We start from the raw sequence: 14,250 nt of genomic DNA on the forward strand, positions 1-14,250 counted from the left end.
TCGGGCCCCTGCCCTGCGTGGCAGCATGAGGCTTGCGGTCATGGGGGGGGCGGCCCTGTTGGCCGTGCTGTCATCCAGCGAAGCGCGCGCCGAGTTCACGGTCTGCAATCAGACTCTGGATGTCGTCAATCTCGCCGTCGGCCAGAAGGTCGACAATGCGGACCAGACCGATGGCTGGTGGACCATCGGCGCCAATCAATGCGTAAACGTCATTCGTGAGGAACTGACGAACCGCTACATCTACATCTACGCAACGGACGTGTTTGGTCATGCGATCCTCACAGGATCGACCGAAATGTGCATTGAGCGGCGACGTTTTTCGATACGCGGCATCGACGAGTGCTGGCAGCGCGGCCATATCGCGGCACAATTTTTTGAAGTCGATACCCTCGAACAGGCGCGGTGGACTTTCTTCCTTACGGGAAGCAATCCGTGACGCACGGTATCGACACGAGCTTCAGACAGAAAAAGCAGGCGCGCGCGGCCCTTCGCAGGCGCACGCTTCGGCGCAGGCTTGTTGCCGGTCTCGCGGTGGCTGTGCTGCTCTCTATCGCCGCCGGTTTCTACCTCACCGCCGAGTATTGGTCGTTCGGAGACGAAGACGAGGAGTTGCATGCGGTCGAAGGGGCGGACGATATGCCGGCGGACGCATCCGTGTATGTGCCAGCCATTATCGATCTGGCGGGGGACCCGATGTGGATCACGCTGGCGCCCGATGCCAGCGCCGCAACCAAAGGCCGGACAATGCCGCGCCCGGCGGAACTCAACCAGGCCGGCGTTTCTCCACAGATCGAAATCCTGTCTGACGTCATGCTTAGCGCGAGCGAAAAATTCATGACAACGATACCGTCGACGCAAGAGGATTTTGCATTCTTCCAGGCGCAACGAAAGACTGCTGCCCCACCATCCGGTGATCTGCAGAATGATCTTGAGCCATCGCCGATAGAGGGGGAACCAGCCGCAGCGCCCGACCAAAGGGCGGACGCCGATGATCCCGAAGCCGGCTGGGGCGAGACCATCGATGCGGGCGATGCAGCCCTTCCCGCATTCCAGAAGACGCAGATCGAAAACAACACGAGTGTCGCAACCGTCTCGAATGAGTATCAGCGGTTCGAGGCGACCGAAGACACGTTCGTGAAAATCCTCAACGACCGCTCTTTGGACAGCGTCGCGCTCGATGCGCATTTCCCCGCAGAGGACGCCAAGCTGGCAGGGCAAGCGCTGAAGGCGCTTTTCAACCGCGACGGCCTGGAACCGGGCTATGTCATCGCCATGCGTGGTTTCAGGCCGAGGCGCGAGACGACGACCATGTCGCTGATGCAGGTGTCCATCTACGCCAAGAACGTCTTTGTCGGCACGCTGACACGCAATGCGGCGGGCGCATTCGTATCGGGTGTCGATCCCTGGGTCCGTGAAGATCTGTTCAACTATTCGGGCGCACAGGGGGAAGGCACGCACAAGCGGCAGTATCGCCTGCTCGACGCGATCTACTCGACGGCGGCTCGCAACAGTGTTCCAACGGGCGTGATCGGCGAAGCGATCATGTATCTATCGCGAGGGCAGGATCTGGACGCCTTCGCCAGCGAGGACCAGCGCCTTGTGCTGATCTACTCGCAAACGCCGCGCGGCAAGGGCGAGACTGACGGGCGTGTGCTGTATGTCGGCGTGCAGGGCACCGAAAAGAGCCTCGACTGTTTCGTCTTCCAGCTGAGCGAGGGCCAGTTTGCGTGCGTTACCGGTGACGATCAGGTCCGCTCGCTGACGGTCACCAACGGCATGGTCACGCCCGTCAACGGGGTGATGACATCCACCTTCGGGCCACGCAAGCATCCAATTCTCGGCACCGTTCGCATCCACAAGGGCGTCGACTGGGCGGCTCCCGTTGGCACGCCGATCGCAGCCGCCTTCGATGGTGAGATCACCTTCCAGGGCGATGGCGGCAGCTATGGCAATCTGGTGAAGATCTCGCACCCAAACGGGCGCGAGACGCGCTATGCGCATATGCTGAGATTTGCAATCGGGACCGGTGTCGGAACCAGGGTGAAAGCCGGCGATGTGATCGGCTATATCGGCACCACCGGCCTTTCGACCGGGCCCCACCTGCATTTCGAACTCTACCAGAATGGCGCAGCGATCGACCCACTCGGCACGGTCACCGCGGTCGCTTCCGACGATTCCGCGGTCGAGACGCTCACCGACCGTATCGTTCATGTCGAAAGCGGCGGCAGCGCTCGCGCCAAGAACCCAAATTCCTCAGCAACCGGTGCAGGGCAATTCATAAGCAAGACCTGGATCAGGATGATGAACACCTACCGCCCGGAACTTGCGCGCACGCTGTCGACAGCCGACCTGCTCGCACTGCGCTACGACGCCACGATCTCGCGTGAGATGGTTCGCAACCTGGCTCGCGAAGGCGAGGCCTATCTTCGGGAGCGTGGTCACCAGATTACGGCGGGCAGACTCTATCTCTGTCATTTCCTGGGAATGGAAGGCGCGCACCAGGTGCTGTCGGCCACAGGTTCGGCGCAACTGAGCGCCGTGCTGGGGTCGGCCGTCATCCAGGCCAACCCGTTTCTCACCGGCAAGACCGCCAGCTACGTCGTGGACTGGGCCGAAAGGAAAATGGGCCAGAAGCTGGGCCGCATGGCCACTGGCGCCGCCCAGCAGACAACGACCACGGAGGTCCGCCAGACGTCACCGGAGTTTGAAAAATACAAGCAGGCCGTCACCGCCGTCATAAGCTCAATTCAGAATACGCCTTGAACCACGCTCGCGCTGCTCTATCAGATGCTCACCCCTGTCCAAATTCCATCGGGTAGAACAATCTTCGCCCCATCCCCAGGCTGCGGCGCAGCTTTGCGTGGCTATTGTGTCTTTATCCGCATTTCCACGCGGCGATTGAGCGGATCGTATGGGTTGGAACTGCGCGGGTTCTTTTCACCCATGCCGACCGCGTTGATGCGATCAGCCTCGATGCCGCTGGCCGTGAGGAAGGCGGCTACCGATTTCGCTCGTCGTTGCGACAGGCCTTCGTTGTGGTGCACCGTGCCGGTGGCATCGGTATAGCCTTCGACGACGAAGCTGAACGTGCTCAGCCGGTTGTCCTTCAGGGCTTTGGCGAACTCGTCGAGTTCAGCGCGCGCGGTGGCGTCAAGTTCGGCCGAATCCAAGCCGAAATTGATCAGCATGTCGAGGCCGGTTTTCACTGCCGACGCGTCATTGGACTTGCTTTTGCACTCCTCCGCGGAGCCAACACAAATCCCGCGGGACTTGCCGAGATCGGCCGCACCAGCAAAAAACTTCACGATGTCTTCCGATTTCTGAACGGGGTCGGCGGAAGCGTGGGTCGAGAAAAGCACGACCGCCAACACAAAAGCTGAACTGCTCCACTGCATAGCGGCTCCTCCTGGTTGAGTATTCCGATTTTCGATGTTGGGATCATAGCAAATTCGCAGGCAATTGTCTGTCTGCAATCGCCGGGGGCGTGACAGTTGTTGCCGCGTCACCGGTTGAGACTTGACCCGCGCCGCGCCTAAGGCTTGAGTGGCCAAGCTTCTCGATGAAAGCGTGGCGGTCATGGCCAATGGGCTCCGATTCAAAACGGCAAGGGATCTTTTCGCGGCGTGTCCTGCTATTGCGCGGGACATGAGGAGCCTTCCAACCGACCAGCGCTCGATCGAGTTTTGCCGCGACCTTCTCGCAGGGCGCGTTCCCGAGGAAGCGGTTACATTTTGTGCCTACCTGCTTCCCGAGCGAGCCGCGGTCTGGTGGGCCCATGAATGCCTGAGCCACCTGGCCGACCTGTTGGATGAGACCGATCATCAGTTGCTCCCGCTGGTCCACAACTGGGTGGGCGAACCGGACAGTCTCCGCCACCAGGCGGCGCTCAGCACAGCCGGCGCGACGCCGCCAACAACGCCGGTCGGCTGGATTGCTCTGGCCGCGGGATGGCGTGACAATGGTTCGGCCAGGGCCGCGACGATGGCACCGGCGTTGCTGCCGTTTCCAGCCGCCCACGCAATCAATGCCGGGATTCTGGCCGGACTGGCGCGTGTCGCACTGGCTGACCGGTTCGCCGTTCTTTCGGCATTTGTCGAAATGGGCATCCAGATGGCTGAGATCGAGGCCCTGAGCCAAGCAGCGGATGCGGATTAGAGCATTCGCCCGGCAGAAACCGATGGATGCCGTCATCATCCTGGCTTACTTACAGCCACCTTGCGCCCATTTTGCGAGCGCCACCTTGAAGCGCGTTCCAAGCGGATGTTGAAGCCGTAAGACAGACACGTCGTTGGCGGCGAAATTTTTCGACTGTTCACACAGCCGGGCCTCGTTCCATTCATGGCAACCGTCGCAGTGCTTTCCTTCCCATACCGACTTGTCGAGCCCCTCCACAGGACTGAAGCGTGGCTTGCCCTTGATCAGCTCCGCAATGCTCTTGCCGTCGATTTCCGGATCGCCGAAATCGACAGGATGGTCAAAAAAGATAGGCTCGTCGGAGGCAAGCCTTGGGATTTTCTGACGAAGCATATCGAGCGAAAGTTGGGCGTCGTCGGCGCCCGACGGGTTTGCCGCAACGTTTCGCCCATCCGAACCGGCTTCCGATTTCTGAGTGGTCGCCTCGCCGACGATCAGCGGTGCGTTGAGGTCGATCTTGTGCAGGACGACCTCAGTGGTCAGCGAGACATTGCTCCAGGGGCGCTGTTTGCCGGCGGTTACCTTGAAGACATCGGCGGTAACGCGGTTCATGGCTTCGGTGATGGAAACGTTTGTTTCGCCCATATGCGCCAGCAGCGCCGAAGCGAACGGCGAATGTTGGCCCGACCCGTCAAAGGCGACCTGATTGGGACTGGTGGCGAACGCGACAAGCGTGCCGGCGCCACCATTCTCGATGGGAATTTCGGCAAGGCCGCTTCTTGCTCCCTTCACACCGGCGGTCTTTGCCAGCACTTCGGCAAGCGGATTGTCACGGCAAGCGTCGAGAAAAATCAGCCTTATGCTGGTCTCGCGCGACATTTGCCGCAGGACGAAGTCCACGGGCACCGCCTCGAAATCGAGCGAAGTCTCGTCCTCGAGTGCTGCGTCGACCGGAAGAAGGTAGTTGCTGCCTGAAACCTGCAACCCGTGGCCGGCGTAGAAAAAAAGGGCGATATCGGCGCCGCGCACCTGCTTTGCGAATTGCGCAATCGTCGTCTGGGTCTGCAATTTGGTCAGATCGAAGCCGGAAACGACTTCAAAGTCCAGATTCTCGAGGCGTTCGGCCATGGCGTGGGCGTCGCGTACCGGATTGGTCAGCGCCGGCGCATGCTCATATTGGGAGTTGCCAAGGACCAACGCAACACGGCGTTCAGCACTGGCGGCCGACAAAGTCAAAAGCAGTGCCAGCGCTACAAGCGCAATGGCGCCCACAAGTCCACCGCAATGGCCGATACGATCAAAACCCACCCGGGACAACAGGGCGTCCCTCAGTTGACGAGCTTAGTGGCGGAAAACTCGATCCGCCGATTGAGCGCCTTGTTCTTCGGCGTGTCGTTGTCGGCAACCGGGCGCTCCTCGCCATAGCCAGTCGCCGCGATCTGGGTGCGCGGAATGCCAGCGGCAACTATGGCGTCGGCAACCGCCTGGGCCCTTCGCTCCGACAGGCGCTTGTTCTCGATGGGCGACCCGTCGGAATCGGTGTGTCCAGAAACCTCGACCTTCAGGCCCGGGCACTTGCCCACGACGCCGACGACCTCAGCAAGCAGCGGCCGGCTTTGGCTATCGAGCCGCGCGCTCGCCGTTCTAAAGTAGATGGCTCCGGTGCGCGACAGCACCGCGAACCTGTTGAGGCACTCCTCGTCGCTGAAGCTGGTCTTCGCCGCATCGGTGGTGACAGGCCCGACATCGGCAGTGCTCGCCGCAACCGGTTGGACAACAGCCGGCTTGCTGCCGTCAGCGATGAAAACGAAATCGAATGAAACCGATGCCGTGGGAACAATATTGGTCACGTTGGCCGCCTGCTGGAGTTTATCCACGTTCGGCAGCAATCCGAAGTCTTCCACATGCACGGCGACAGGAGCCTCCGAAGCGACCGACACCATGGTGTCGCTGATCATGGTGACCACGATGTTGGCTTGAAGATCCTTGTCGACCCCGTGCAGGCTGAGACGGAACGGAAGAACCGCCTTCACACGTCGCTTGGTCGCCAGGTCGGCAAATGCGGCGGGATCTACCTTCGCGGTCAGTTCGGCGGAGGGAAACTTGAATGTCTCGAAGAAAAGGAACCTCATGCGGACGTTGCGAAGGTCAACCCCTGTATCGACCGAATTGAGGTCGAAGGTGACTTTCGCATCACCCGCCGAGGTGAGGCTACCGGAAATATTCCTGATCTTGTTGGTTTCGACGATCGTGTTCTTCTTGACCGACTGGTAGGTCAGGACCGAAGCGGTCGAGTCCAGCGTCCAGTTCGTCTCTGCCTTCGCAGTTCCCAGTCCGGGCCAAATCAACACCAGCAACGCAACGACCAAGCCAAGCGCGTTTATAACGAGCCAGCCTCTTGCCCGTGTTTTCCACCAGACTCCCACGACTTCGAACATGGAACCCCCTGCCTAGAGCAGTTCACGATTTCTCAGCGAGGAGCATAGAACACTTGCTGTCGCTTGGCGAGCATCTCGCGTGGTGCGGTGCACCACTCCCGAGCGATGCAAATCTCGGGTTCATCGTCTTGGTTAGAAGGCGATCTTCAGTCCGAGCTTGGCGCCGATGGTGGAACTGTCCGATGACACCTTGCCGCGAACTTCGCCGTTGACGGTGGTCGCGGCCGACATCTTCAGGTTGAAGCCGGTCGACAGCGCGGCGGAAAAATCGGCATCGTTGAAGTCGATCTCCCTGGTGTCGATTTCGGTGGTGTTCTTGTAGCCGAAACGCTGCTGCAATTCGCCTCGCGCATAGGGGCTGATCACCATTCCGTTGCTTAGCGTGTAGTCGCCATAGATGCCGGGCTCGAGCTTGATCGCGCCGAAAGAAAGCTTGCTCTTGCCGAACTCGTTGCCGCCGCTGTCTTTATAGGGATCGCCACGGAAGGAAACGCCAAGCAGGCCGCCACGCAGATCGAAGCGGGTGCGCTCGCCCAGCTTGAAGATATGGCCGACCGATGCCGTCACTGCATAGCCCTTGGTATCATAGCTGCCGGTGGTGCCGAGCACGCCGTTCGTCACGTCGCTTCCACCGATGAAGCCGGAGGCCGAGACGAGCGCGTAATTGTAGTCCTTGCGAAACAGCGCGTAGCCGCCGAACAGGCCGGCCTTGTTGGTACCTTCGCCGATGGCATCAAATCCCCGAAACGCGCCGAGGTTGACGTCAGTCGAGGCGTAGCCGGCGAAAACGCCGATGTTCAGGCCGTACTCATTGTCGAACTGGAAGTGTTTGGCGGCATTGAAATCCAGGCTGATGGCAGCCGAAAAATCATTGGCATCGAAGCTCGGGCCGGAGCCGTTCAAGCCGCCGCCGCTGATGTTGTAGCCGTCATGCTCGGTATGGGCAAACTGGCCGGAGGCAAATACCCCGAAGCTTTCCGAAACCGGCACCATTCCAGATCCGGATGCGGGCGAAAGGTTGAGGTCAGCGTCGAGCGCGTCGCGGTTTATGCCGTAAAGAGCCTCGATTGCCACCGTGACCGCGCCGGCGTTGGTGGCACTGGTCGGCGCCGCCGCAATGCCAAAATTGACTGGCGTGGCACGCAGGAACACGCTGCCATTCGGGCCTGTGACGATCGCATAGGTGAAAAGCGAACCCGAGGTGCCGGGCACGCCTGCGACGCTGAACGTCCCGGTGACCGGGCCGTTGGTCGAAACAATCAGCGGTATGTCGGTCGGCTCGGCAAATTGCGGCGTGCCGAGCAGGTTGACGATGATGGTATTGGCGCCGGTTGCCGAAAACGCATCGGCAATGAGCTGATCCGACTGAGATGTCTGCTGGTTGATGTCGAGGCCGATGCTGGCACCGTTGAGGGTGAGGCCGCCTAGCGTCAACACATCGCCAGCGACACCGTTCGTCATGTCGATCAGCGAATTCGTCGCGATGATCGAACCCGGCATGGTGACGTTGCCGTTGATGAACAGCGTCGAGCCACTGCCCAGGTTGAGGTGGTTGATGCCTTGTATGCCGCCGTTGAAGCGCAGCGTGGAATTGTCGGAGGAAAAATTGTCGAAGCCGGTAAAGTTCTGGCTCTTGCCGCCGGCAGCGAGATCGGTGCCGGTGATGGTGCCGTTGGCGCCCGTGCCGCTGAACAGAACGCCATCGCTCAAATTGAGTGGGTCAACCGCACCGATGCCGTCGATCACGAGCGTGTCGGGACCAAGACCGGTAATGTTACCGCCGATCGTGCCGCCCGACAGATGGACATGCTCGGCGTCTATGCCGCCCGTGATGGTGCCGCCGGTGACCGAGACATTGTCGGAGCCGGCGCCGCCGGAAACGCTGGATCCGATGGCGCCGCCGCTGATGACAATCAGATCGTCACCGACATCGCCGGTGACCTCTCCCGCAAGCACGCCGCCGGAGACCAATATCTGATCGTTGCCGTCGTTGCCTTCCAGAAAACTGTTTATGGTGCCGCCGCGCAGCGTAATAACATCATTGCCGGCACCACCGCTTACCGCACCCGCAAGAGTGCCGCCGGTCATGTCGAAGGTGTCGTCACCATCCTCCAGCCCGACAGAATCCGTGCCCTCCCCACCCTCACCTGGGTCGATGCCGACACTGGCGTTGCCCGAGATCGATACGCTGTCGTCCTGGCTGCCGGCATAGATCGAGCCGTCGACCGTGCCGCCGCTGACGGTATAGGTGTTGCCGCCGCCTTCGCCGAACACCGAGCCGGTCACATGGCCCGCGGTCATGTTGAAAATGTCGGCGCCGCCCGCAAGATCAACGATGCCCGGCGATATGGTTGTGCCGACGGTTCCACCGTCGATGTTGACGGTGTCGTTGCCATCGTTGCCGAAAATGCTGCCGCCTATGGTGGCGTTGCCACTGACCGTTATTGTGTCGTTGCCGGCCTCTCCATCGATATCCAATTCGATTGCGGTATTGCCGCCGATGCTGACCTGGTCGTCGCCGGCCCCGGCATCCACGGCCTCGACGTTGCCTCCCCCGATGGTAATGGTATCACCGCCCTCACCCCCAGAGATGATACCGACGATTGGCTCGCTGAAAAAAACGCCTTCCTCGACCTCGAGGATACCGACCGATATCAGGTCGTCACCGATGCCACCGGTCACATTGCCGACCTGTGTGCCGCTGCCGGATATCACGACACTGTCGACACCATCTCCAAGATCGATGTCGTGGATGCTGCCGGCCTGGATGATAACGGTGTCATCGCCCGCCCCGGCGTCGAGATTGGCGTCGACATTTGGGGCGAACGGATCGCCCGACAAATCCCCATAGGACATCTCGAACCGGTCGTTGCCGCCAAAGAGTTCGAGGGTCCCCTCTGCCGACTGCAAGGATGTCGTTGCCGATGACGTTACCGGCGGCAGGCCACTTATGACGGGGGTAGGCGTGCTGTTGTCCAGGATACCGCCAAAGATGCTAACAATGTCATCGCCGTTTCCGTCATAATCGTTGACGATGACTGTTGACGAGTCGTTGGCTTGCCCCTTGTATCCCGCGAACCCCGTCGTGAATACGCCGCCGACATCCTGGACGTTTCCAGTTGTGCTGCACTCGACCGTGACCGATGTCGTTTCGAACGTCGTTTCGGCCGAGATGCCTGAGCCGACTGTTGTACCAGCACCGCTTGCGATAGCCGAGCACGCTTCCGCGCCAGATATCTGCAACGTGGATGCCGCCGCTAACGCAAGCAACGAAACACCCGCCAATTGATAGGCCTCGCGCGGCACTCTCATTCGATCCCACCTTACGAGAATCGATACCGTCACAGTTAAGGCAATTACAATAAATCACCGGCCCTTCAATGGGGCTCGTTGACTTGATTGACAGGCAGTGTACGCAGCGCGCTGCTCGTCGGCAATGGTTAGGCGTTCGCTCTCAGGCCACTATAAGGTCATGTGTGGCGACAAGGTCACTATCGAACTCAGATTGAACCGCTCAGATGCAGTACAACGCGGTACAAGGACGCGAACATCTAGAGGTCAGAATAGGCTGCCGAAACGGTCAGGCTTCCCGCGTGGGCAACCTTGCGGTCGTAACTTGCCCATATTTCCCCGCCGCACTGCTGGGCCCAGCGATGACAAAAAGAAAAATCGGTAGGCAAGTCCACGTCCGGCGTCACGATCTTCGAAAATGGCGTCAGAAAGCTCTCGAACTGTGCGGCGTATTTGTTTTTTCTGTAGCGCGACCGGTTCACCGTTTCGGGCAGTTTCTCAATTATCCTGGCGACGCAGTCGCGCGAAACCAAGAAGATACCCGTGCCACATAGCGATACCCGGACAAAGCCGCCCATCTCCTGCCGCGGTTCGATGATGGTTCCGAGGAACTCCAGGCTTTGCGCAAAGGCCTTGTCGAACGGCAGTTTCGACAGCGAGTGAAGTTTGCGAAGGTCGACCAGACGCCGCGGATACAAAGTGCCGACTACAGGCTTGTCGAGCGCCAGCATCGCGGCAATGAGATCGGGCGAAAAGCCCATGTCGCTGTCGATCATCAGGATGTGACTGCAGTCCAGCTTCTTGTAGTAGAAATTCGTGAGCAGATAGTTCCGAGAAAACGGTATATCCGTGTACTCGATTTCCGACAGCGTGAACGCGTAGCTGGAAAGGCTTTCGTGAGTCAGGGCCGCAAAAAGGCTGCGAACGAATACGCTTTTGTAGGCTGCTCCGTAAACCGGCAGCGCGAGGTTGATCTTGGTCGGCATCGAGCCCTCCACGGTCCAGTGACTGCATACAAATCCCTTTTTCCTATCTTTGACAGGATACTTGGTATAAAAATTTGCGGGCCTTTGGCGGCACGGGGTCCAAACGCTCGGGCAGATTGCGTTTGCGTCTGGTGCGTTCGAAGGCCGCCGGATCAAGATTGACGCAGGCTGGAACGAGCATGCCGATATGACCCACCGCCACGGATACTTGCGCATCCCGCTGCTCATGCTTTTCGCGATTTTGAGCACGATCGACGTTCGCGCCGCGGTCGAACAGAACGCCTCATTACAGCCGCGCAACCGGCTGGCGATCGTCATTGGCAACACGAACTACCAGAGCAAGCGTCTCGAGCACCTCGCCAACGCGGTCAACGATGCGACGAAACTGTCCGACAGCCTGAAGCGGCTGAACTTTGAGGTTCTGACTGGAACCGATCTTACCGCCGATGGCTTCGTCAAGCTTTTCCATGACGCCGAGGCGAAGCTGCCCGAAAGCAGCGCCGTGCTGATCTTCTACGCCGGCCACGGCATGCAGGTGCAGGGCGAAAACTACCTGCTACCGATCGATACGCCCGATCCGGAAAACCTGGACAAGCTGACGGCGCACGCCGTCAAGCTGAATGATGTGATCGCCAAATTCGCCAGTCGCGGCCGTCAGACCTTCATCTTCCTTGATGCCTGCCGCAACAATCCGCTGGGCAGCGGCGCCAACATCTCCAACGGTCTGGCGCAGGTCGAGGTCGGCGAAAACACGTTTGTCGCCTTCGCCACTCAGCCCGGGAACGTCACCGTCGACGGGACAGACGAAAACAGCCCGTTCACCACTGCGCTTCTAAAAAACGTCGAAATTCCTGGCTTGAGCATTTCGGACATGATGATCCGCGTCCGCAACGAGACCGAGGCGCTCACCGTCGGCCGCCAGGTGCCGTGGGATCAGTCGAACCTGCGTGAACAATTCTATTTCACCGAACAGCAGATGCTCGATCCGGCGCAGTTGAGCGCGAGCCTGTCGCGCATCCTGTCCGATCCAGACGCCAAGAAGAAGCTGCAGATAGAGCTCGCCTCCAACGACCTGCAGACCGCCGTGCTCATCGTCGGACAGACGCTGCGGTCCGTCGAGATTCCGGCACCGTCAGGCGGTTCAGCGGAGCCGGTCGGCACTCGGGTCGCCAATCTGTCTTCAACCGAAAGCGTTGCAGTCGCTCGCCAGAGCGTCGTCTCCGGCCTCGAAACTCTCATTGTCGGCGCCTCGGCGGGCGAAGCGGAAAAGGACAAGGCAGGCGATCTTGCGCGCAGCATTCAGACCGAACTTCGTCGCCTGGGGTGCTACCGGATGCAAGTTGATGGCGATTGGGGCACAGGCTCCATCCGTGCCCTCACCGACTACTACAAAAACACCAAACAGATCGCACCCACGACCGAGCCGACCGTCGGATTGCTCGGCGATCTCTTTTTGCGTTCCGGCAGAATCTGCAAGCAGCCGGTCATCGTCAAGGCCAAGCCGGCTAAAGTCGCGTCGGACAACGGCCCTTCGCAAACCGGCCCCAGCCGCAAGGCGGCGAAACGCGCGCAGGCCGTCCCGCAACGCCCCATAGCCCCCCCACCAGACATTAGTGGGGGGATAGGCATCGGTGGTGTGTTTTAGGACGTGGGCTGTCAGGCGGGCCTACTTCATTGGCGTTCGTAACATCACGATTTCGCCTCACGGATCGCCTGCAAAGTCGCATGGCGTAGCTTGTCCTCGCGCTTAAGGGTCTTCACTCGTCCGACAAGGCCAGGTTTGATCCATTCGGCGTCTGGCTTGTCGGCTCCCTTCGGTGGCGTGCCTTTCCCCTCCTGCACCTTGGCCCACAGGCGTTCTCGCATGGCTTTGTTCAGGGCGATGTGAGCCGATCCGACATAGCGGCGTTCCGCATCGCGGGTTGCCATCAAAGCGAGTGGTGCCGATCCCGGTTTTAGCTGCACGCCTGCCACTTCAAAGTCGACTTCCTCGTAGCATTTGGTTTTCAGCCACGCTTCGGTGTCGCCTGACCGATAAACGCTGTCAGGCCGCTTCGACACCATGCCCTCCAGGCCCATGCGATCAACCGCGGCGTAGAAGTCGGCCCCGCCGCCATGCACATGGTGACTGTACTGGATCACGCCCTTGGCAGGCCCGACGAGTTCGAGCAGCTTTTCCCGACGTTCCAGCAGAGGTGCTGGGCGCAAGTTGACCCCGTCCAGGTGCAACAGATCGAAGGCGACGAAGATGATCCGATCCGGCGCCCATCGCATTGCGGACCGCAGCGAATGGAAATCCGACACGCCCTTCCCATTGAGGACGATTGCCTCGCCGTCGATGATTGCCGACTTGGGAGAAAGGGTTGCCGCCGCCTCGACAATCGTCTTGTACGTCGATGACCAGTCATAGCCTCTTCGCGTGATCGCTCGGGCCGTGCCGTCTCGATTATGATTTGCGTCCGATAGCCATCGTACTTGATTTCGTGAATCCAGTTGTCTCCTGTCGGGGGGACCTCGACAAGCCTGGGAAACATTGGCCTGATGAACTTCAGACGCATGAACTGACCCGCAAGACTGCGTTTCAATTTAGCATGCGCTAAAATGGTTCCGGAACATTTTAGACGAATTGACTGTTTGACAGCCATGGCGAGGCCGTCCGACGTGGACCATCCATTCCCGGCAAGGAGCACGGCGGCGAACCAGCCGATGAGGACGACAACTTCTATACCTGCCCGACGTGCGGACAGCAGGTCGACATGCGCGACTTGCGGCAGGTGATTTGGCACGAGCAGCCAAAGCAAGCCGCTCCTGTTGCTGGTAGATTAGCCGCGCCAGCACATCGGCAGCAGCACCCCTCTCAAAATTGGCGGAACATAATTTAGACCCGTCAGTTGGGAGAACTCATGGGAGGCGCGCGATGTTGCAACGTGAAATCTCCATTGTCTCGGACAGGTCGAAATTGGTGGCGGACTATTCTCTGATCGCCGCCGATATAGCCCAGCGTCTATCTTTGCGCGCTTGCAATGACAACGCTTCCGCCAACGTCCCGTGGGCACCGAAACATTCCGAGGCCCCGACTTCGCCGGCCTCGCACACCCGCCGAGTATTCCTCGACCGATCGTGCTTTAGCCACGATCTATGCGTCGACGGTGGTGGGGATAACGCTGATTCTGGCGTCGCCAGTTTGAGTTACGCGACCTGATGCCGCTCTCCCAGAAACTATCTTCGGTTGAGATGACACTCAAATGCCCCGGATGTGGAAACGAGTTCACCAAGCCAGGGCGTTGGTTCATCGTTGCCGCCCACTATCGGTGCGAAGGTTGCCAGCGTTTACACCGCCTTCCTTATCCAGAAAAGGTGGAACTGTTCGAAAGATACGCCCAAGGGTGTGAAGACGGGCT

General features: G+C 59.8%; 10 protein-coding genes. 4 read left to right on the forward strand and 6 right to left on the reverse strand.

Features of this window, described 5'->3' with window-relative positions:
- Positions 1–25: 25 nt before the first annotated feature.
- Positions 26–436, forward strand: coding sequence for a DUF1036 domain-containing protein (locus tag P3C39_RS30495; RefSeq protein WP_346016460.1), 411 nt, complete (start codon positions 26–28; stop codon positions 434–436).
- Positions 433–2,763 carry a M23 family metallopeptidase gene (locus P3C39_RS30500; protein WP_275954862.1) on the forward strand — a complete coding sequence of 777 codons (2,331 nt, stop codon included), beginning with the start codon at positions 433–435 and terminating at the stop codon, positions 2,761–2,763. The genes P3C39_RS30495 and P3C39_RS30500 overlap by 4 nt, the downstream gene beginning before the upstream one ends.
- Before the next feature lie 101 nt (positions 2,764–2,864).
- Here the strand turns inward: P3C39_RS30500 and P3C39_RS30505 are convergent, their stop codons facing one another.
- A complete protein-coding gene (locus P3C39_RS30505) occupies positions 2,865–3,395 on the reverse strand; it encodes an OmpA family protein (RefSeq protein ID WP_275954861.1) in 531 nt (176 codons plus the stop codon).
- A 148-nt stretch (positions 3,396–3,543) separates the two neighbouring features.
- Here P3C39_RS30505 and P3C39_RS30510 point away from each other — a divergent pair, with 148 nt between their 5' ends.
- Positions 3,544–4,155: a hypothetical protein gene (locus P3C39_RS30510; protein ID WP_244507016.1), complete on the forward strand. Its 612-nt coding sequence runs from the start codon at positions 3,544–3,546 to the stop codon at positions 4,153–4,155.
- Positions 4,156–4,200: 45 nt separating this feature from the next.
- On the opposite strand, the gene P3C39_RS30515 is transcribed toward P3C39_RS30510, so the two are convergent.
- The 4 genes from P3C39_RS30515 to P3C39_RS30530 form a co-directional block, all read right to left on the reverse strand.
- Positions 4,201–5,442 (reverse strand): caspase domain-containing protein, encoded by a 1,242-nt coding sequence (locus P3C39_RS30515; RefSeq protein WP_224673649.1) that lies wholly within the window; start codon positions 5,440–5,442, stop codon positions 4,201–4,203.
- A 20-nt stretch (positions 5,443–5,462) separates the two neighbouring features.
- Entirely contained in the window at positions 5,463–6,572 is a 1,110-nt protein-coding gene (locus tag P3C39_RS30520) for an OmpA family protein (RefSeq protein ID WP_013525279.1), read from the reverse strand.
- 132 nt (positions 6,573–6,704) lie between these two features.
- Positions 6,705–9,884, reverse strand: a complete 3,180-nt coding sequence (locus tag P3C39_RS30525; RefSeq protein WP_275954860.1) for an autotransporter — start codon at positions 9,882–9,884, stop codon at positions 6,705–6,707.
- 239 nt (positions 9,885–10,123) lie between these two features.
- Entirely contained in the window at positions 10,124–10,849 is a 726-nt protein-coding gene (locus P3C39_RS30530; RefSeq protein ID WP_013525277.1) for a hypothetical protein, read from the reverse strand.
- 187 nt (positions 10,850–11,036) lie between these two features.
- Here P3C39_RS30530 and P3C39_RS30535 point away from each other — a divergent pair, with 187 nt between their 5' ends.
- Positions 11,037–12,494 (forward strand): caspase family protein, encoded by a 1,458-nt coding sequence (locus P3C39_RS30535; protein WP_024504498.1) that lies wholly within the window; start codon positions 11,037–11,039, stop codon positions 12,492–12,494.
- A 44-nt stretch (positions 12,495–12,538) separates the two neighbouring features.
- Here the strand turns inward: P3C39_RS30535 and P3C39_RS30540 are convergent, their stop codons facing one another.
- Complete coding sequence (locus P3C39_RS30540; protein WP_346016461.1) at positions 12,539–13,435, reverse strand: ATP-dependent DNA ligase; 897 nt, start codon at positions 13,433–13,435, stop codon at positions 12,539–12,541.
- Between the last annotated feature and the right edge of the window lie 815 nt (positions 13,436–14,250).

Source organism: Mesorhizobium sp. XAP4 (genome assembly GCF_029269325.1).
Lineage (GTDB): Bacteria > Pseudomonadota > Alphaproteobacteria > Rhizobiales > Rhizobiaceae > Mesorhizobium > Mesorhizobium ciceri.